The organism is Streptomyces sp. NPDC002676, from assembly GCF_053592455.1.
Map to the genome: position 1 here is coordinate 158,348 of NZ_JBSFVT010000014.1, position 17,500 is coordinate 175,847.

General features: G+C 71.3%; 19 protein-coding genes and 3 tRNA genes. 16 read left to right on the plus strand and 6 right to left on the minus strand.

All coding sequences use genetic code 11. The features are described from left to right. Window positions 1-4: 4 nt before the first annotated feature. The 4 genes from ACWD3E_RS30915 (at window position 5) to ACWD3E_RS30930 (ending at window position 4,559) form a co-directional block, all read left to right on the plus strand. The gene (locus ACWD3E_RS30915) at window positions 5-1,633 is read left to right on the plus strand and encodes an NADH-quinone oxidoreductase subunit M (protein WP_451390862.1); all 1,629 of its coding nucleotides are present in this window, start codon (window positions 5-7) and stop codon (window positions 1,631-1,633) included. Next, the gene (locus ACWD3E_RS30920; protein ID WP_451390863.1) at window positions 1,630-3,150 is read left to right on the plus strand and encodes an NADH-quinone oxidoreductase subunit N; all 1,521 of its coding nucleotides are present in this window, start codon (window positions 1,630-1,632) and stop codon (window positions 3,148-3,150) included. The genes ACWD3E_RS30915 and ACWD3E_RS30920 overlap by 4 nt, the downstream gene beginning before the upstream one ends. Window positions 3,151-3,306: 156 nt before the next feature. After that, complete coding sequence (gene htpX, locus ACWD3E_RS30925; protein WP_451352931.1) at window positions 3,307-4,170, plus strand: zinc metalloprotease HtpX; 864 nt, start codon at window positions 3,307-3,309, stop codon at window positions 4,168-4,170. Then, window positions 4,167-4,559, plus strand: coding sequence for a YccF domain-containing protein (locus tag ACWD3E_RS30930; RefSeq protein WP_451390864.1), 393 nt, complete (start codon window positions 4,167-4,169; stop codon window positions 4,557-4,559). Before htpX ends, ACWD3E_RS30930 begins: the two co-directional genes overlap by 4 nt. A gap of 167 nt (window positions 4,560-4,726) precedes the next feature. Here ACWD3E_RS30930 and ACWD3E_RS30935 read toward each other — a convergent pair whose 3' ends face one another. Next, entirely contained in the window at window positions 4,727-6,004 is a 1,278-nt protein-coding gene (locus tag ACWD3E_RS30935; RefSeq protein ID WP_451390865.1) for an APC family permease, read from the minus strand. A 183-nt stretch (window positions 6,005-6,187) separates the two neighbouring features. Here ACWD3E_RS30935 and ACWD3E_RS30940 point away from each other — a divergent pair, with 183 nt between their 5' ends. Then, entirely contained in the window at window positions 6,188-6,454 is a 267-nt protein-coding gene (locus ACWD3E_RS30940) for a GlsB/YeaQ/YmgE family stress response membrane protein (protein ID WP_451390866.1), read from the plus strand. A 112-nt stretch (window positions 6,455-6,566) separates the two neighbouring features. On the opposite strand, the gene ACWD3E_RS30945 is transcribed toward ACWD3E_RS30940, so the two are convergent. Continuing rightward, window positions 6,567-7,055: a YajQ family cyclic di-GMP-binding protein gene (locus ACWD3E_RS30945; protein WP_066995592.1), complete on the minus strand. Its 489-nt coding sequence runs from the start codon at window positions 7,053-7,055 to the stop codon at window positions 6,567-6,569. Window positions 7,056-7,280: 225 nt separating this feature from the next. On the opposite strand from ACWD3E_RS30945, the gene ACWD3E_RS30950 reads away from it, so the two are divergent. Next, a tRNA-Tyr gene (locus ACWD3E_RS30950) sits at window positions 7,281-7,362 on the plus strand. Window positions 7,363-7,452: 90 nt separating this feature from the next. Beyond that, window positions 7,453-7,665, plus strand: coding sequence for a hypothetical protein (locus ACWD3E_RS30955; protein WP_451390867.1), 213 nt, complete (start codon window positions 7,453-7,455; stop codon window positions 7,663-7,665). Between the two features lie 5 nt (window positions 7,666-7,670). On the opposite strand, the gene ACWD3E_RS30960 is transcribed toward ACWD3E_RS30955, so the two are convergent. Both ACWD3E_RS30960 and ACWD3E_RS30965 read right to left on the minus strand, forming a co-directional pair. Continuing rightward, complete coding sequence (locus ACWD3E_RS30960) at window positions 7,671-8,327, minus strand: NAD(P)H-binding protein (RefSeq protein ID WP_451390868.1); 657 nt, start codon at window positions 8,325-8,327, stop codon at window positions 7,671-7,673. 158 nt (window positions 8,328-8,485) lie between these two features. Further along, window positions 8,486-9,793 (minus strand): amidohydrolase family protein, encoded by a 1,308-nt coding sequence (locus ACWD3E_RS30965; protein ID WP_451390869.1) that lies wholly within the window; start codon window positions 9,791-9,793, stop codon window positions 8,486-8,488. A 336-nt stretch (window positions 9,794-10,129) separates the two neighbouring features. Between ACWD3E_RS30965 and ACWD3E_RS30970 the strand changes: the two genes are divergently transcribed. The 8 genes from ACWD3E_RS30970 (at window position 10,130) to ACWD3E_RS31005 (ending at window position 15,029) form a co-directional block, all read left to right on the plus strand. After that, window positions 10,130-10,202, plus strand: a tRNA-Thr gene (locus ACWD3E_RS30970). A gap of 46 nt (window positions 10,203-10,248) precedes the next feature. After that, a tRNA-Met gene (locus ACWD3E_RS30975) sits at window positions 10,249-10,321 on the plus strand. Between the two features lie 90 nt (window positions 10,322-10,411). Next, on the plus strand, window positions 10,412-10,576 hold the full coding sequence (gene rpmG, locus ACWD3E_RS30980; protein ID WP_003948671.1) for a 50S ribosomal protein L33: 165 nt from the start codon (window positions 10,412-10,414) through the stop codon (window positions 10,574-10,576). Window positions 10,577-10,663: 87 nt separating this feature from the next. Beyond that, entirely contained in the window at window positions 10,664-11,116 is a 453-nt protein-coding gene (locus ACWD3E_RS30985; protein WP_451390870.1) for an FAS1-like dehydratase domain-containing protein, read from the plus strand. 7 nt (window positions 11,117-11,123) lie between these two features. Continuing rightward, complete coding sequence (locus ACWD3E_RS30990) at window positions 11,124-11,552, plus strand: MaoC family dehydratase (RefSeq protein WP_451390871.1); 429 nt, start codon at window positions 11,124-11,126, stop codon at window positions 11,550-11,552. A gap of 160 nt (window positions 11,553-11,712) precedes the next feature. After that, window positions 11,713-12,282 (plus strand): TetR/AcrR family transcriptional regulator, encoded by a 570-nt coding sequence (locus ACWD3E_RS30995; protein WP_451390872.1) that lies wholly within the window; start codon window positions 11,713-11,715, stop codon window positions 12,280-12,282. 104 nt (window positions 12,283-12,386) lie between these two features. After that, the gene (locus ACWD3E_RS31000) at window positions 12,387-13,817 is read left to right on the plus strand and encodes an MFS transporter (RefSeq protein WP_451390873.1); all 1,431 of its coding nucleotides are present in this window, start codon (window positions 12,387-12,389) and stop codon (window positions 13,815-13,817) included. Window positions 13,818-13,973: 156 nt separating this feature from the next. Beyond that, window positions 13,974-15,029 (plus strand): UDP-N-acetylmuramate dehydrogenase, encoded by a 1,056-nt coding sequence (locus tag ACWD3E_RS31005; RefSeq protein WP_451390874.1) that lies wholly within the window; start codon window positions 13,974-13,976, stop codon window positions 15,027-15,029. Window positions 15,030-15,065: 36 nt separating this feature from the next. Here ACWD3E_RS31005 and ACWD3E_RS31010 read toward each other — a convergent pair whose 3' ends face one another. Beyond that, on the minus strand, window positions 15,066-15,698 hold the full coding sequence (locus tag ACWD3E_RS31010; RefSeq protein ID WP_451390875.1) for an NAD(P)-dependent oxidoreductase: 633 nt from the start codon (window positions 15,696-15,698) through the stop codon (window positions 15,066-15,068). Window positions 15,699-15,801: 103 nt separating this feature from the next. Here ACWD3E_RS31010 and ACWD3E_RS31015 point away from each other — a divergent pair, with 103 nt between their 5' ends. Next, on the plus strand, window positions 15,802-16,395 hold the full coding sequence (locus tag ACWD3E_RS31015; RefSeq protein WP_451390876.1) for a TetR/AcrR family transcriptional regulator: 594 nt from the start codon (window positions 15,802-15,804) through the stop codon (window positions 16,393-16,395). Window positions 16,396-16,444: 49 nt separating this feature from the next. Here ACWD3E_RS31015 and ACWD3E_RS31020 read toward each other — a convergent pair whose 3' ends face one another. Beyond that, window positions 16,445-17,488: an adenosine deaminase gene (locus ACWD3E_RS31020; protein WP_451390877.1), complete on the minus strand. Its 1,044-nt coding sequence runs from the start codon at window positions 17,486-17,488 to the stop codon at window positions 16,445-16,447. Window positions 17,489-17,500: the final 12 nt, after the last annotated feature.

Here is a 17,500-nt window from a genome sequence, read left to right on the forward strand (position 1 = left end):
AGGCGTGATCGATATCAGCGAGTCCGTGATGCAGTTTCTTCTGGCGTTCGTCGTCGTCGGCCCGCTCCTGGGCGCCGTCGCCGCCCTCCTGCCCGCCCCGCCCGGGCTGAAGGGGAAGTCGCCCGAGCAGGCCGTGCTGCGCCACGGCGTGACCGTGACCGGCGCGATCCTCATCGCCGCGATCGTCCTCGCGCTCGGCTTCGACCACGACCATCCGTCGAAGATGCAGGCCACGACCGACATCAGCTGGATCCCCGCACTCGACGTGCGGATCCACCTCGGCATCGACGGCATCTCCCTCCCCCTTCTGGTCCTGACCGCGCTGCTGACCTTCCTCTGCGCGCTGTACTCCTACTTCAAGATGCCGTCGGGCCCGTCCCCGAAGGCATTCGTCGCGCTGCTGCTCGTCCTGGAGTCCGGCACGCTCGCGAGCTTCGCCGTCCTCGACCTGCTGCTGTTCTTCCTCGCGTTCGAGATGGTGCTCGTCCCGATGTACTTCCTCATCGCCCGCTGGGGCGGCGAGGGCCGGACCCGGGCCGCGTGGAAGTTCATCCTCTTCACGCTGCTCGGCTCCGTCGTCATGCTGCTCGGCCTGCTTCTGATCGGATTCAAGGCGGGCACGTTCGACATGGTGGCACTCGCCACTGACAACGGCCGGTCGCTGACCACATCCGTGCAGGTCATCGCCGTTCTGGCGATCGGGCTCGGGCTCGCGGTCAAGACGCCGATGTGGCCGCTGCACAGCTGGCTGCCGGACGCCCACACCGCCGCACCGACCGTCGGTTCGGTCCTGCTGGCCGGTGTCCTGCTGAAGATGGGTACGTACGGCTTCGTCCGGATTCTGCTGCCGGTCGCGCCCCATGGCTTCCACACCTTCGCGCCGTACCTCGCCGCATTCGCCGTCGTCGGCATCATCTACGGATCCCTGGCCTGCCTGGCCCTGGCCAAGCAGGGCGCGAAGGGCGACCTCAAGCGCCTGATCGCCTACTCCTCCGTCGGCCACATGGGCTTCGTGCTGCTCGGCATCGCCACCATGACCCCGACCGGCGTGAACGGCGCCCTGTTCGCCAACATCGCCCACGGCCTCATCACCGGCCTGCTCTTCTTCCTCGTCGGCGCGCTCAAGGACCGTACGGGCACCACCGACCTCGACGCCTTGTCCCTCCCGTCACCCGACCACCACCCCTCAACGAGCGGCTCCGCCGCGCCGAATGAATTCCAGACGGGCGCGGCCCTCTACGGCAAGGCCCCGCGTCTCGGCGGTCTGCTCGCCTTCGGTGCCGTCGCCTCGCTCGGACTGCCCGGCCTCGCCGGGTTCTGGGGCGAGATGCTGGCCCTCTTCGGCGCGTTCAGGCCCGCCGCCGACCTCAGCCGGCCCGCCTTCCTCACCTTCATGGCGATCGGCGCGTTCGGCACCCTGCTGACGGCCGCGTACATGCTGATCGTGGTCCGCCGGGTCTGCATGGGCGGCGTGGAGCAGGAGACGCCGAAACTCGCCGACGTCCACGGGTACGAGTTCGCCGCCTGGACCCCGCTCGTCGCCCTCACCGTCGTCGCCGGACTCTGGCCGAGGGCCCTGCTCGGCCTCACCGACCCGGCAGTGCACCAGCTCCTCGCAGGAGGCACCCGATGAGCGCCCTGGCCCAGCCCCTGGCCGCGTCGCTGGTCCAGTCCGTGGACTGGCTCGCCATCGCCCCGCCGACCATCGCCGCCGTGGTGGCGCTCGTGGTGCTCGTCGCCGACCTCTTCGTGCCCGAGGCGCGCAAACCCGTCCTCGGCTGGATCTCCGTGGCGGGCCTTGCCGCCGCCGCGCTGACGCTCCTGCCCCTCCTCGACGGCGACCGCAGCACCTTCTGCGTGAACGGCACGCGCGCGTGCAGCTACACGGCCGACCGGTTCACCCTCGTGGTCCAGTTCCTGGTGCTCGTCGGCGCCCTGCTGGCCGCTCTGCTGTCCGTCACCACCCTGACGGACGACAACCAGCGGATCCCGTCGGGGGAGTACTGGTTCCTGCTGCTCTCCTCCGCGGCCGGCGCCGCCCTGCTGCCCGCCTCCCGCGACCTGGCCACCCTGATCGTCGCCCTGGAGGTCGCCTCCCTGCCCGCCTTCGCCCTCGTCGGCATCCGGCACGGCGACAAGCGCTCCTCCGAAGCGGCCCTGAAGTTCTTCCTGTCCTCGGTCGCCGCCACCGCGGTGAGTCTGATGGGCATCAGCTTCGTCTACGCCTCCACGGGCACCCTGTACCTCACCCAGGTCGCCCAGCGCCTCCAGCACGTCGACGGGCAGCTGCACACCCTCGCCCAGACCGGCGTCGTCCTCACCCTCATCGGATTCGCCTTCAAGACGGCCGCCGTCCCGTTCCACTTCTGGGTGCCCGACACCTACGTGGGCGCACCCCTGCCCATCGCCGCCTACCTGTCGGTCGTCGGCAAGGCGGTCGGCTTCTCCGGCCTGATCCTCGTCACCGTCGTCGCCTTCCCGTCGTACGCGGACGTCTGGGGGCCCGCGCTCGCCGCCCTGGCCGCCCTCACCATGACCGTCGGCAACGTCGGCGCGCTGCGCCAGCAGGCCACGCGCGCGTACAGCGCCGTACGGCTGCTCGCCTGGTCGTCCGTCGGCCAGGCCGGCTACCTCCTGGTGCCGATCGCCGCAGCCGGGTACGCCAAGGACCCCCAGAAGGCGATCGGCTCCACCGTCGCCTACGCCCTGATGTACGCCGCCGTGAACCTCGGTGCCTTCGCGGTGGCCGCCCTGGTCGGCCGCACGAAGTCGCTGAACCGGGTGAGCGACTACCGGGGCCTGTACGCCACGAACCCGCTGACCGCCCTGCTCCTGGCCTTCTTCCTGCTGTGCCTGGCCGGGCTGCCGCCGGGCATCATCGGCCTGTTCGCCAAGGTCACCGTGTTCGCGTCCGCCGTCGACGCCGGCCTCGGATGGCTCGCCGTCGTCATGGCCGTGAACGTCGTCATCGCCCTCTTCTACTACCTCCAGTGGACGACCCTGCTCTTCCGCGCCCCCGAGGGCGAGCCCGCCCGGCACCGCCTGCCGGCCCCGCTCACCGCCGCGCTCGCCCTCACCGGCGTCCTCGGCGTGGCCCTGTCCGGAGCGCCCCAGCTGGTGCTGCGCTTCGCGGCGACCGGCCTGTTCTGAGCGCCCCTGCCTCGGCCGTAAGTGCACGTCACCCGTACGGCCGAGGAACGGCGCCGCACACGCCGGGGAACTCGTGACCGTCGCCTGGCGTTGACCAGAGCGGGAGGGTCCACTGGACCAAAGGGTTCCCCTGCTGCACCACTTGGAGGGCGTACCGTGCACCGCCGGCACAACGGGCTCAGGACGGCAGTACTCCTCGGGGGGCTGTCCGCGCTCATCATCGTCATCGGCAGCTTTTTCGGGCGCACCGGACTGATCGTCGCCGTACTCATCGCCCTCGGCACAAACGCGTACGCGTACTGGAACAGCGACAAGCTGGCGCTGCGCGCGATGCGTGCGCGCCCGGTGAGCGAGTTCGAGGCCCCGGCGCTCTACCGGATGGTGCGCGAGCTCTCCACACAGGCCCGCCAGCCCATGCCCCGCCTGTACATCTCCCCGACAGAGGCCCCCAACGCCTTCGCGACGGGCCGCAATCCGCGCAACGCGGCCGTGTGCTGCACGGAGGGCATCCTGCGCCTCCTGGACGAACGCGAGCTGCGCGGCGTCATCGGCCACGAGCTGAGCCATGTCTACAACCGCGACATCCTGATCTCCTCGGTGGCGGGCGCCCTCGCCTCGGTGATCATGTTCCTGGTCAACTTCGCCTGGCTGATCCCCATCGGCCGCTCCGACGACGACGAGGGCCCCGGCCTGCTCGGACTGCTGCTGATCATGATCCTGGGGCCGCTCGCCGCCACCCTCATCCAGCTGGCGATCAGCCGCTCCCGGGAGTACGAGGCGGACGCCTCGGGCGCCCAGCTCACCGGTGACCCGCGCGCCCTGGCCGGCGCCCTGCGCAAGCTGGAGGTCGGCACCCAGCAGCTCCCGCTGCCGCCCGAGCCCCGGATCCAGACCGCGAGCCACATGATGATCGCGAACCCCTTCCGCCCGGGCCAGGGAGTCGCCAAGATGTTCTCCACGCACCCGCCGATGGCGGACCGCATCGCCCGACTGGAGAAGATGGCAGGCCGCAACCAGTGAAGACTCTCCTGAACCTCATCTGGCTCGTGCTGAGCGGCTTCTGGCTGTTCCTCGGCTACCTCCTCGCCGGCGTGCTGCTGTGCATCACGATCATCGGCATCCCCTTCGGCATCGCCGCGTTCCGCATCGGTCTCTACGCCCTGTGGCCCTTCGGGTACACCACGGTCGAGCGCAGGGACGCGGGCGCCGCCTCCTGCGTCGGCAACGTGCTGTGGCTGATCCTGGCCGGCTGGTGGCTGGCGCTCGCCCACATCGCCACCGGCATCGCCCTGTGCCTGACGATCATCGGCATCCCGTTCGGCGTCGCCAACTTCAAGCTGATCCCGGTCTCCCTGCTGCCGCTGGGCCGCGAGATCGTCCCCACGGACCAGCCGTTCGCCTCGCGCTGAGCGCCTGACCGCCTGACCTCCTGACCGGCCGCCACCCGTGCGGCCGGGGCGGAGAGTTGTCCACAACGGCCGGGTTGTCCACAGGTCGGCTCGGGCGTCGGCAGTCTGAGGCATTCTGGGATCACCGGCGGGCCGGGCGACTCGCAGGGAGCCCCCCGCCACGGGCGTCATGAGGACCCCGGCTGCTCCCCACGGGCGCCGCGGCGCCCCGCCCACCACCGCCGTATGCCGTACGCGGCCACCCCGGCCGCCAGCACACCCGTGCCCACGACCACCGAGGCCGCCGGCAGCGCGAACGCCAGCGTCGCGCAGCCCACCAGCCCCACCACCGGCACCGCCCGCGACAGCGGGGCCGGACTCAGCGTCCACGCCGAGGCATTGGCCACGGCGTAATAGGCCAGCACACCGAAGGAGGAGAACCCGATGGCACCCCGTACGTCCACCGTCGCGGCCAGCACCGCGACCACCGCGCACACCGCCAGCTCCGCCCGGTGCGGGACTCCGAACCGCGGATGCACGGTGGCCAGAGTCCCGGGCAGATGGCCGTCGCGGGCCATGGCGAGCGTCGTACGGGACACGCCGAGGATCAGCGCGAGCAGCGAGCCCAGCGCCGCCACAGCCGCCCCCACGCGCACCACGGGCACCAGACCCGGCACCCCCGCCGCGCGTACCGCGTCGGCCAGCGGCGCCGCCGAGTGCCCCAGCCGGACCGCGCCGAGAACCGCGAGAGCGGCGACGGCCACGCACGCGTAGACCACCAGCGTGATCCCGAGCGCGAGCGGGATCGCACGCGGGATGGTGCGCGCCGGATCCCTCACCTCCTCGCCGAGGGTCGCGATCCGCGCGTACCCGGCGAACGCGAAGAACAGCAGCCCGGCCGCCTGCAGCACCCCGCCGGCACCCGAGGACAGCCCGATGTCCAGCCGCCCGGCGTCGGCCCGCCCGGAGACGAGACACACGACCACCACGGAAGCGAGGACAGCCAGCACCACGGCCACGATCACCCGCGTCAGCCACGCCGACTTCTGGACACCGCCGTAGTTCACGGCGGTCAGGGCCACCACGGCCGCGACCGCCACCGTGTGCGCCTGCCCCGGCCAGACGTACGCGCCCACGGTGAGCGCCATCGCCGCGCAGGAGGCGGTCTTGCCGACCACGAACGCCCACCCGGCGAGATACCCCCAGAAGGCGCCCAGCCGCTCACGCCCGTACACGTACGTCCCGCCCGATGCCGGGTAGCACGCAGCGAGGCGCGCGGAGGACATGGCGTTGCAGTAGGCCACCACGGCCGCGACGGCGAGCGCGGGCAGCAGCCCGGACCCGGCGGCGCGCGCGGCGGGTCCCGGGGCGGAGAAGACGCCGGCCCCGATCATCGAGCCGAGGCCGACGACCACGGCGTCACGCACCCCCAGGGTGCGGCGCAGACCGGCGCCGGAACGTGTCATGTGCCGCACCCTACTGATCGCCCCAACTCGGGTGGTCGCACCGGGGGGCGGAACCGGGTGGCCCACCCGTGACGTCCTCTTCACCGGCAGAGCACGAGACACGCGCGCGACGGACAGCAGGTCCTCACCGAATTCTCAGCGGCCGGACAGTGCGGGTGCAGCGCGGGAGGGCAGGGTCACGGCATGAGCATCATCGGTTGGATCATCCTGGGACTCGCGGCCGGAGTCATCGCCAAGGTCCTGCTGCCGGGCCGAGACCCGGGCGGCTTCATCGGCACGACGTTCATCGGCATCGCGGGTGCGTTCATCGGCGGCTGGATCTCGGCCCGCTGGCTGGACCACCCGATCAGCAAGCACTTCTTCGACGGCGCGACCTGGACCGCCGCCATCGGCGGCTCACTCGTCCTGCTGATCGCCTACCGCATCCTGTTCGGCAACTCCCGCGACTGAACGACGACCGACTGGACGACGACCGACTGAACGACGACCGAAGGGCGGGCACCGCCCGGTACCCGCCCCCTCGTGTACGTGCCGCGCCTGCCGCACGGGTCGTGCGTGCGGCCTACCGGTAGTTCACGAACTGCAGCGCGAAGTCGAAGTCCTTGCCCTTGAGCAGGGCGATGACGGCCTGCAGGTCGTCGCGGCTCTTGGAAGTGACGCGCAGCTCCTCACCCTGGACCTGGGCCTTCACGCCCTTGGGGCCCTCATCGCGAATGATCTTCGCCACCTTCTTCGCGTTCTCCTGGGAGATGCCCTCCTGGATCGACGCGAAAATCTTGTACTCCTTGCCGGAGAGCTGGGGCTCGCCCGCGTCCAGCGCCTTCAGCGAGATGCCGCGCTTGATCAGCTTGGACTGGAAGACGTCGAGGACCGCGTTCACCCGGTCCTCGGAGTTCGCCTCCATGAGGATCTTGTCCCCGGACCACGAGATCGAGGCACCCACGCCCTTGAAGTCGTAGCGCTGCGAGATCTCCTTGGCGGCCTGGTTGAGGGCGTTGTCGACCTCCTGCCGCTCGACCTTCGAGACGATGTCGAAACTGGAGTCGGCCATGTCCTGTGGCTCCTTGTATCCGGGTGCGTATCGGGTGCGGGCGGGCGTGCGAGGCGGCTGCCGCCGAGCCAGGCATCAAGCCGGGCCGCATCCGCACCAGCCTAGCCACCCCACGACCGAAGGGGCGCAGATCAATGGGGTGGCGAAGTACCCCTCGGCATCGGGTATTGTTTACGTCGTTGCCAGGGAGCACCGCCGAAGAGCGGTTCGAACGGCAGCAACCCCGGCGGTGTGCCCGAGCGGCCAAAGGGAGCAGACTGTAAATCTGCCGGCTCAGCCTTCCCAGGTTCGAATCCTGGCGCCGCCACACTGGGGAAGACCCCCTCCGACTGCGGAAACGCAGCACGGAGGGGGTCTCTTCGTGTTGGCCCTGTCCGAGGCGGGGCACACTGGCGGCATGTCGTCCCGTCGCAGAACCTGTCCGGTGTGCCGCCGTGAAATCGCCGTCGTCGCCGGGCGTTTCGCCCGGCACGACCCGCCCGGGGCGCGGGAGAGCGGGGATCTCGTCTCGTGCTCCGGATCGCGACGGCAGGCGCAACTCGGGGCCGTCCAGCCATCGTTGGACGGCTACGTCCTGCCGGACTTCCCCGGGCAACTCCCGCTCTTCTGACCGAGTCAGGGTCCCGCGATCGACTTCACGGCGACCGACACCGGCGTCGACCCGCTGATCAGCTCCAGCGTCAGGCCCGCCGTCGCCGGCGTGTCCACCAGCTCCGCCAGCACGGCCGCCACGTCGTCCCGCGGGACCATGCCGCGCCCGGTGTCTGCCTCCAGGCGGACATGGCCGGTGCCCGCGTCGTCCGTCAGCGAGCCGGGCCGCAGGATCGTCCAGTCCAGGCCGTCCTGGCGGGTGATGTACGCGTCGGCCTCGCCCTTGGCGCGCAGGTACACGTCGAAGACGTCGTCGCCCTTGTGTGCGGGGTCCGCGCCCATCGAGGAGACCACGACGAAACGGCGTACGCGCGCGCGGACGGCCGCGTCCGCGAAGAGCACCGCCGCGCCCCTGTCCACCGTGTCCTTGCGGGCCGCACCGCTCCCTGGGCCCGCTCCGGCCGCGAAGACCGCCGCGTCGGCGCCCTGCAGGTGGGCCGCGACCTCCTCCACCGAGGCGGACTCCAGGTCGAGCAGGACCGGTTCGGCGCCGGCCGCCCGCAGATCGTCGCCCTGTTCGGGCTTTCGGATGATCCCTGCGACCTCTTCCCCTCGCGCGGAGAGCAGCCGCTCCAGCCGCAGCGCGATCTGACCATGACCACCAGCGATGACAATGCGCATGCTTTCGACCGTACGCCGGGGAGGCCCCGTCCGCCGCATGAGTTCAGCGGGGTTGCCGGGGGTGCACGATGCCGTTCCGGGGCGTGCGCCGCGGGAGCCTGCGCCCGGCGTGCGTTCAGCCCGGACGCGCCGATACGTCCCCGCTCACGCCCTCCGGCTCACGACAGCTCCCCTCGCCCCTGTCGCGGCAGCCCCAGCTCCGCTGTCACCGCCGAGTTGCAGTACTCGCGGACCGCGCTCGTGCGGGCCACCACGCGGCCCCGGTGGACCACGATGCGGCTGTAGGCGAGGGAGAGCGCGCCCGCCAGATGGTTGCCGCGTACGGCCAGGAGTTCGGCGGGGAAGCCCGCCTCCACGCGGACCTCGGGCAGGCCCAGGACCGTACGGGCCGAGGTGCTCACCGCGTCGTACGCGTCCTCCGGGCGCAGGACATGGCCGGCGGCGAGGCGGTAGGCCGCCTCCAGGGGGTCGCCGCGGCCGACGGGGTTGGAGACGTCCCGCAGGGCGCCGCTGCCGGCCGCCACCCGCACCCCGGCCGCGCGCAGCAGCCGTACCGGGGGCATGCCGCGCCGGTCGGCGGCGCCGCAGCCGCCCTGGGGCAGGCAGACGACCGTCATGCCGGCGGCTGCGAGCTGATCCGCGAGCCGCGAGGCGGCCTCTGCGGGAAGGCGCGCGAGACCGGCGCACGGACCGATCGTCACGCCGGCGCGCAGGCCCCCGGCCATCGTCGCGAGCCGGGACAACCGGGCCGGGTCTGTGGCATCCGTGTGCAGGTCCACCGGGCACCCCTGCTCGGAGGCCACCTCCAGGACGGCCTCCACATAGCCCGTGGGGTCCGGGTCCAGGTCCGGGCAGCCGCCCACCACCGAGGCGCCCATCTTCACCGCGTCCCGCAGCATCGCCAGCCCGTCGGCCCCGGCGGCCCCGGTCAGCAGGCGCGGCATGGCCACCGTGGCCAGCTCCGTGAGCCCGCGCAGCGAGCGGCGGGCCCGCAGGACGGCGCCGAGCGCGCCGAGGCCCTGGACGTCGCCCACGCGCACGTGCGCGCGTACCGCCGTCGCCCCGTGCCCGAGCTGGAGCAGGGCCGCCTCCGTGACCCGGCGCTGGACGTCCTCGGGGTCGTACGACACCGGCCCGGGGCGCTCGGCGGACAGCGCGGTGTCGCCGTGGGCGTGCGGTTCCGCCGGGGCCGGGAGGAGCAGGTAGCCGCTCAGGTCGAGGCGCGTGGCACCCGTGGTCGTACCTGTAGCCGTACGGGCGGGACCCGGCGCCGGCCCCCGTGGCAGGCCCGGCGCCAGGCTGCCGGCCGTGCCGACCGCCTCGATGCGCCCGCCGCCCAGCCGTACGTCCACGGTCCGGCCGTCCGTGAGCCGCGCCCCGCACAGCAGGAGCGCGCCCGGGTCGGGCTGCCCCGAGGACCCCGACGAGTTCGACGGCGGGTGCGGCTGCGGCTGGCTGTCGGGCATCGCGCTCCTGGGGTAGGGGGGGGCCGTGAGGCGCCCAAGATCACGCAGAGCGAGTCGAGCCTAGGGTGGCGAGCCACGCAGGGCGCGCAGGAGCGCAATAGTCGTACCGGTGTGGTCCGCCCTGGGCGGTGCGCGTGTCGCCCGCGCGCGTGGCCCGCACGGTTCGTCCTGGCGCAGCCTCTGACACCGCCTCACGCGACTGCGGGAGACCTGGGTTCCAGGGGGCCCGCGAAGCCGTCGGGAGGCCCGGGAACAGGCCCGGGAAGGGGGCCGTCACGGGTGCCGGGATACGGATTTGGGTGAACGGCTGCGGACCGTGTAATGTCTTCATCGCTCGCCCCAATAGCTCAGTCGGCAGAGCGTCTCCATGGTAAGGAGAAGGTCAACGGTTCGATTCCGTTTTGGGGCTCTGGTGTGAGAGGTTCCCGCCGCAAGGCGGGGCCCGATCTCATCAAAGCGGTGTAGCTCAGTCGGTAGAGCAAGCGGCTCATAATCGCTGTGTCACCGGTTCAAGTCCGGTCACCGCTACTGACAGTAGCCGATTGTGGGGTCGGTCCTTCGATCGGCTACTCTTTCTTGCGTTGTATTAGACCATCCGTTCGTCTTAGGAGCACTCACGTGGCTGCCACCGACGTCCGCCCGAAGATCACGCTGGCCTGCGTGGAGTGCAAGGAGCGGAACTACATCACCAAGAAGAACCGGCGTAACAACCCGGATCGCCTTGAGATGAAGAAGCACTGCCCGCGTTGCAATGCGCACACCGCGCACCGCGAAACGCGATAAATCAGGCTCGTACATGAGGCCGCCCCCGCAGTCCGGGGGGCGGCCTCATGTCGTTTCACACGCTGCGAGACCAGGAGGTTCCGGGCCATGGCGCTCGACCAGTCCTTCGTGGGGCGGACCTATCCGCCCACCGCGCCCTATGAGGTGGGCCGGGAGAAGATCCGCGAGTTCGCCGAGGCGGTGGGCGAGACCAACCCGGTGTACACGGACCCGGAAGCCGCCAAGGAATTCGGTCACGCCGATGTGATCGCCCCGCCGACCTTCGTGTTCTCCATCACCTTCCGCGCCGCCGGACAGGTCGTCCAGGACCCGCAGCTCGGCCTCGACTACAGCCGCGTGGTGCACGGCGACCAGAAGTTCGCCTACAACCGCCCGGTGCGCGCCGGTGACCGTCTTGCCGTCACCTCCACGATCGAGGGAATCAAGTCCCTCGCGGGCAACGACATCCTCGACATCCGGGGCGACGTGCACGACGAGACGGGCGAACTCGTCGTGACCGCCTGGACCAAGCTGGTCGCGCGCGCGGCAGAGGAGGCGTGAGGAAGCGATGACGGCGAAGATCGCGTATGACGATGTCGAGGTCGGCACCGAACTGCCGGCGCAGACCTTCCCCGTGACCCGCGCCACCCTGGTGCGGTACGCGGGCGCCTCCGGGGACTTCAACCCGATCCACTGGAACGAGAAGTTCGCCAAGGAGGTGGGCCTGCCGGACGTCATCGCGCACGGCATGTTCACCATGGCCGAGGCGATCCGCGTGGTCACCGACTGGACCGGCGACCCGGGCGCGGTCGTCGAGTACGGCGTCCGCTTCACCAAGCCGGTCGTGGTCCCGAACGACGACGACGGTGCTCTGATCGAGGTCAGCGCCAAGGTCGCCGCCAAGCTCGACGACAACACGGTGCGCGTGGACCTGACCGCGACCAGCGCGGGCCAGAAGGTGCTGGGCATGTCCCGGGCGGTCGTACGGCTGGCCTGACGGCAGACATCCGGGTAGTCCGGGTAAGGGGCGTCCGCCATTGCGTACGCCCCTTACGCATGTCTGCGGCCAGGGCGGCACGCGGGTCTGCGGCCAGGGCATTCAGGTCGTTCGGAAGCGCCCCTTGCCAAGTTAGTGATTGAGTACTAACTTACTGCCCATGGTCAGGATGAGCGCAGAAGAGCGGCGTGAGAGCGTCATCCGCGCGGCGATCGCGGAGTTCGCGCAGAAGGGGTACTACGGCACCTCCACCGAGGCGATCGCCAAGCGGGTCGGGGTGTCGCAGCCGTACCTCTTCCGGCTCTTCCCGGGCAAGAAGGCGATCTTCGCCGCCGCCTCGCTCCGCTGTGTGGAGGACACCTGCCGGGTCTTCAGGGAGGCGGCCGAGGGGCTGGAGGGCGAAGAGGCCCTGCATGCCATGGCGAGCGCGTACGTCCGGCTGATCACGGAGCACCCCGAGAGGCTCCAGATGCAGATGCAGACGTACATCACGGTGGCGGCGGCCGAGGCGGAAGGCGACCACGCATTCGGCGAGGCCGTGCGGTCCTCCTGGATGCGGCTCTGGGAGACCGTGTATCTGCCGCTGGGGGCGGATGACATCGAGACCACGACCTTCCTGGCGTACGGCATGCTCGTCAACACCCTCACGGCCATGGGGTTTCCGCCCGAGCACCGGGTCTGGCAGGGGATGTACCCGTCGGCACGGATCACCGGGCGGCTGGAGAAGTAGCGCGACCGGAGGCGGTGTCCCGCCTCTTTCATGAACGTCAAAGTTAGTCAGCAATAACTAATCAACGGCAGTGATCGCTCTCTGGGGGAGAGATGTCAGAAGAGATGTCAGAGCAGACAACCATGCGCGGGGGAGCGGTCTGGGCCCTCGTCATCACCAGCGTCGCCGGATTCATGGCGGCCCTCGACAATCTCGTCGTCACCACCGCCCTGCCCTCCATCCGCAAGGACCTCGGCGGCGCGCTGGACGACCTGGAGTGGACCGTGAGCGCCTACACGCTCACCTTCGCCGTCCTGCTGATGTTCGGCGCGGCCCTCGGTGACCGCTTCGGACGCCGGCGGCTCTTCCTCGCCGGACTCGCCGTCTTCACCGGTGCCTCCGCCGCCGCGGCCATGGCACCCGGCATCGGTTCCCTGATCGCCGCCCGCGCGGTCCAGGGCGTCGGCGCGGCCGTGATGATGCCGCTCACGCTCACCCTGCTGACGGCGGCCGTGCCCGCGGCCAAGCGGGGGACGGCGTACGGCATCTGGGGCGCCGTCAACGGGCTCGCGGTCGCCTCCGGGCCGCTGATCGGCGGCAGCCTCACCGAGCACGTCTCCTGGCACTGGATCTTCTGGCTGAACGTTCCGCTCGGCCTCGCCCTGCTGCCGCTCGCCCGTCTCCGCCTGGCCGAGTCCCACGGAACCGGCGCCCCGCTCGACATCCCCGGCACCCTGCTCGTCAGCGGCGGCCTCTTCGGCATCGTGTACGGGCTGGTGCGCGGCCCCTTCGACGGCTGGACAGGCGCCCCTGTGCTGACCGGGCTGATCGCGGGCGCCGCGCTGCTCGCCGGCTTCGTCCACCACGGCATCAACAACAAGAACCCCATGCTGCCGATGCGGCTGTTCCGCTCCCGGGCCTTCTCCGGCATCAACGCAGCGAGCCTGCTGATGTTCCTCGGGATGTTCGGCTCGATCTTCCTGCTCAGCCAGTACATGCAGGGCGTGCTCGGCTACTCGCCCACCGAGGCGGGCCTGCGGATGCTGCCGTGGACCGGCATGCCGATGCTGGTCGCACCCGTCGCCGGGATCCTCTCCGACCGCATCGGCGGCCGGCCGGTCGTCGCCGCCGGGCTCTTCCTGCAGGCGCTCGGCCTCGGCTACATGGCCGCCGTGGTCACCGCGGACGCCTCCTATGCGGACCAGCTTCCCGGCCTGATCATCAGCGGCGTCGGCATGGCCCTGTACTTCGCCCCGGCGGCCAACCTGGTGATGTCCAGCGTCCTCCCGCACGAGCAGGGCATCGCCTCCGGCGCCAACAACGCGCTGCGCGAGGTCGGCGGGGCGCTCGGTATCGCGGTGATGTCGTCGATCTTCTCCGCGCAGGGCGGCTACCGGAGCGCGCAGGACTTCGTGGACGGCCTGCGGCCCGCCCTCGTCGTCGGCTCGGCGACGGTCGCCCTCGCGGCGGTGGCGGCCCTGGTGATCCCGGCACGGCGCGCGGCAGCGCGAGTCGTGGTGGCGGGGGAGCCGGCCGAGGCGGCCGTCGGCCGCTGAGAGGGACCTCGGGACCGAGTCCGAGCATTGCGAACGCCACGCGCGCGTACGGCCCCGTCTTCACGATCGGGGCCGTACGCGCGCGTGGGCGCACTCCCGCAGCCCCCGAGGGCGCCAGGGCCGGGGCTGTCAGAGCCGTCTCGTAGTCTTGGGCCCGTGCAGGTACTCCACGACGCCCCCCTTGCCCCGCTGACCACCTTCCGGCTGGGCGGTCCCGCGGCGCGGCTGGTCACCGCCTCGACCGACGCCGAGGTGATCGCCGCCGTCCGTGAGGCCGACGACAGCGGTACCCCGCTGCTGGTCATCGGCGGCGGGTCCAACCTGGTCATCGGCGACAAGGGCTTCGACGGCACCGCCCTGCGCATCGCCACGCGCGGTGTCGAGCTGCGCGGGACGACGGTGGAGCTGGCGGCCGGCGAGGTGTGGACGGACGCCGTCGCCCGCACGGTCGAGGCCGGGCTCGCCGGGATCGAGTGCCTGGCCGGGATCCCGGGCTCCGCGGGAGCCACGCCGATCCAGAACGTGGGCGCCTACGGCCAGGAGGTCTCCTCCACCATCACCGAGGTGATCGCGTACGACCGGCGCGCGGGCGAGACCGTCACGCTGACGAACGAGGAGTGCGCCTTCTCGTACCGCCACAGCCGCTTCAAAGCCGACCCCGAGCGCTACGTCGTGCTGCGCGTCCGCTTCGAGCTGGAGGACGCGGACGGGCTGTCGGCGCCGCTGCGGTACGCCGAGACGGCGCGGGCGCTCGGCGTGGAGCCGGGCGAGCGGGTGCCGCTGGCCGCCGCGCGCGAGACCGTGCTGAAGCTGCGTGCCGGCAAGGGCATGGTCCTCGACCCGGAGGACCACGACACCTGGTCGGCCGGGTCGTTCTTCACGAACCCGATCCTCACCGACGAGCAGTTCGCCGTGTTCCACGTGCGCGTGCGGGAGCGGCTGGGCGACGGCGTGGAGCCGCCCGCGTACCCGGCGGGGGAGGGCCGTACGAAGACCTCCGCGGCCTGGCTGATCGACAAGGCCGGCTTCACCAAGGGGTACGGCACCGGGCCCGCCCGAATCTCCACCAAGCACACGCTCGCCCTCACCAACCGGGGCGCCGCCACGACCGAGGACCTGCTGGCCCTGGCCCGCGAGGTCGTCGCCGGAGTCCGGGAGGCCTTCGGGGTCACCCTGGTCAACGAGCCGGTGACGGTGGGCGTGAGCGTGTAGTCCTGCCTCAGCGCTCCCGCGGCGCTCCGCAGGGGCTCAGTCGGCCACCCCGACCCCCTGCTTCACCGTCCCCTCGTCGTCGATCATCGACAGCATCGCGTGGGCGACGTCCGCGCGGGCGATGAAGCGGCCGTTGCGCGGGAAGCCGCCGACCACCGTGCGGTAGCGGCCGGTGAGTGGCTTGTCCTGGAGGCGTGGCGGGCGTACGGACGTCCAGTCGGTGCTGCTGCGGGACAGTTCCGCCTCCATCTCGCGCAGGTCGTCGTAGACGCCCTTGAGGAGCGCCGAGACCACGCCCTTCATCGCGCGGTCCAGCAGGCTGTCGTCCGCGGCCGTCGGGCCGATCGGGGCGGCGCTGACCACCAGCAGCCGCCGTACGCCCTCGGCCTCCATGGCGCGCAGGACCGTGCGGGTCAGCCGGGTGGCGATCCCGGCGTCCTTGCGGCTGCGCGCGCCGAGGCCCGACAGGACCGCGTGCCGGCCGCGGACGGCGGCCCGCAGCGGCTCCGGGTCGCTGAGGTCGGCGCGGACGACGTCCAGGCGGTCGCCGACGACGGTGAGCCGGGCGGGGTCCCGGACGACCGCCGTGACCTCGTGGCCGGCGTCCAGGGCCTGGCGGACGACCTCCTTGCCGATTCCTCCGGTGGCGCCGAAAACGGTGAGCTTCATGGCGACGTTCCTGTTCCCGAGAGGTGGGTGAGTATTTACTCACCCCTGCCTCCTCTAGAGTGGGTAAGCACTCACCCACTCGTCAAGCCGATTGGACGCCCTCATGGAGACGAAGCCGGCCCGCGTCCGCATCCTCGATGCCGCATACGAGCTGATGCTCACCGTCGGACTGGCCCGCGCCACCACCAAGGAGATCGCGAAGGCCGCCGGGTGCTCCGAAGCGGCGCTCTACAAGTACTTCGGCGGCAAGGAAGACCTGTTCGTCCAAGTGCTCATGGAGCGCCTGCCCCCGCTCAAGCCCCTGCTGAGCAGCCTCGCGGCCGAGCCGGGCCAGGGCACGCTGGAGGAGAACCTCACCGAGATAGCCCGCCAGGCGGCCCTGTTCTACGAGCAGAGCTTTCCGATCGCCGCGTCCCTGTTCGCCGAGAAGCAGCTCAAGCGGCGGCACGACGATGCGCTGCGCAAGCTCGGCTCCGGCCCGCACAAGCCGATCGAGGCGCTGGACGCCTACCTGCGCGCCGAACGCGACGCCGGCCGGATCCGCGCCGACGCCGACACCTTCGCCGCCGCCTCCCTCCTCCTCGGCGCCTGCTCCCAACGAGCCTTCGCCTACGAGGCAACCGAAACCGGCGAACGCCCCCCACTGGACGACTTCGCCACCCGCCTCACCCGAGCCCTGCTGACCGGCCTGGTGTAGCGACAAGACCCCGCCCGCCTTAGGCCCTGTCGTCGGATGACCGGGGCCCTCAGCCGGCCGGTGACCGGGTCAGCCAGTCGTCGATGCCGGTCAGCAGTCGCTCCTTGGCGTCCTCGGGGGCCGCGGAGGCGCGGACCGACTGGCGGGCCAGTTCTGCGAGTTCTGGGTCCGTGAAGTTGTGGGAGTGGCGGGCGAGCTCGTACTGGGCCGTCAGGCGGGAGCCGAAGAGGAGGGGGTCGTCGGCGCCCAGGGCCAGGGGGACGCCTGCCTCGAAGAGGGTGCGCAGGGGGACGTCCTCCGGCTTCTCGTAGACGCCGAGCGCCACGTTCGACGCCGGGCACACCTCGCAGGTCACGCCCCTGTCGGCCAGCCGCTTGAGCAGGCGCGGGTCCTCCGCCGCGCGTACCCCGTGCCCGATCCGCGAGGCGTGCAGGTCGTCGAGGCAGTCCCGGACCGACGCCGGGCCGGTCAGCTCGCCGCCGTGCGGGGCCGAGAGGAGGCCGCCTTCGCGGGCGATCGAGAAGGCGCGGTCGAAGTCCCGGGCCATGCCGCGCCGCTCGTCGTTCGAGAGGCCGAAGCCGACCACGCCCCGGTCCGCGTACCGCACCGCCAGCCGGGCCAGCGTGCGCGCGTCCAGGGGGTGCTTCATACGGTTGGCGGCGACCAGGACGCGCATGCCGAGGCCGGTCTCCCGGGAGGTCGTGTCGACCGCGTCCAGGATGATCTCCAGCGCCGGGATCAGACCGCCCAGCCGGGGCGCGTACGACGTCGGGTCCACCTGGATCTCCAGCCAGCCCGAGCCGTCCCGCAGGTCCTCCTCGGCGGCCTCCCGGACCAGCCGCTGGATGTCCTCCGGCTCTCTGAGGCAGGAGCGCGCCGCGTCGTACAGCCGCTGGAAGCGGAACCAGCCCCGCTCGTCCGTGGCCCGCAGCTTCGGCGGCTCACCGCTGGTCAGCGCGTCCGTCAGCGCCTCGGGCAGGCGCACGCCGTACTTGTCGGCCAGTTCCAGCACGGTCTTCGGCCGCATCGAGCCGGTGAAGTGCAGGTGCAGATGGGCTTTCGGCAGCTCAGAGAGATCACGTACACGCTCCATCCCAGGATCCTG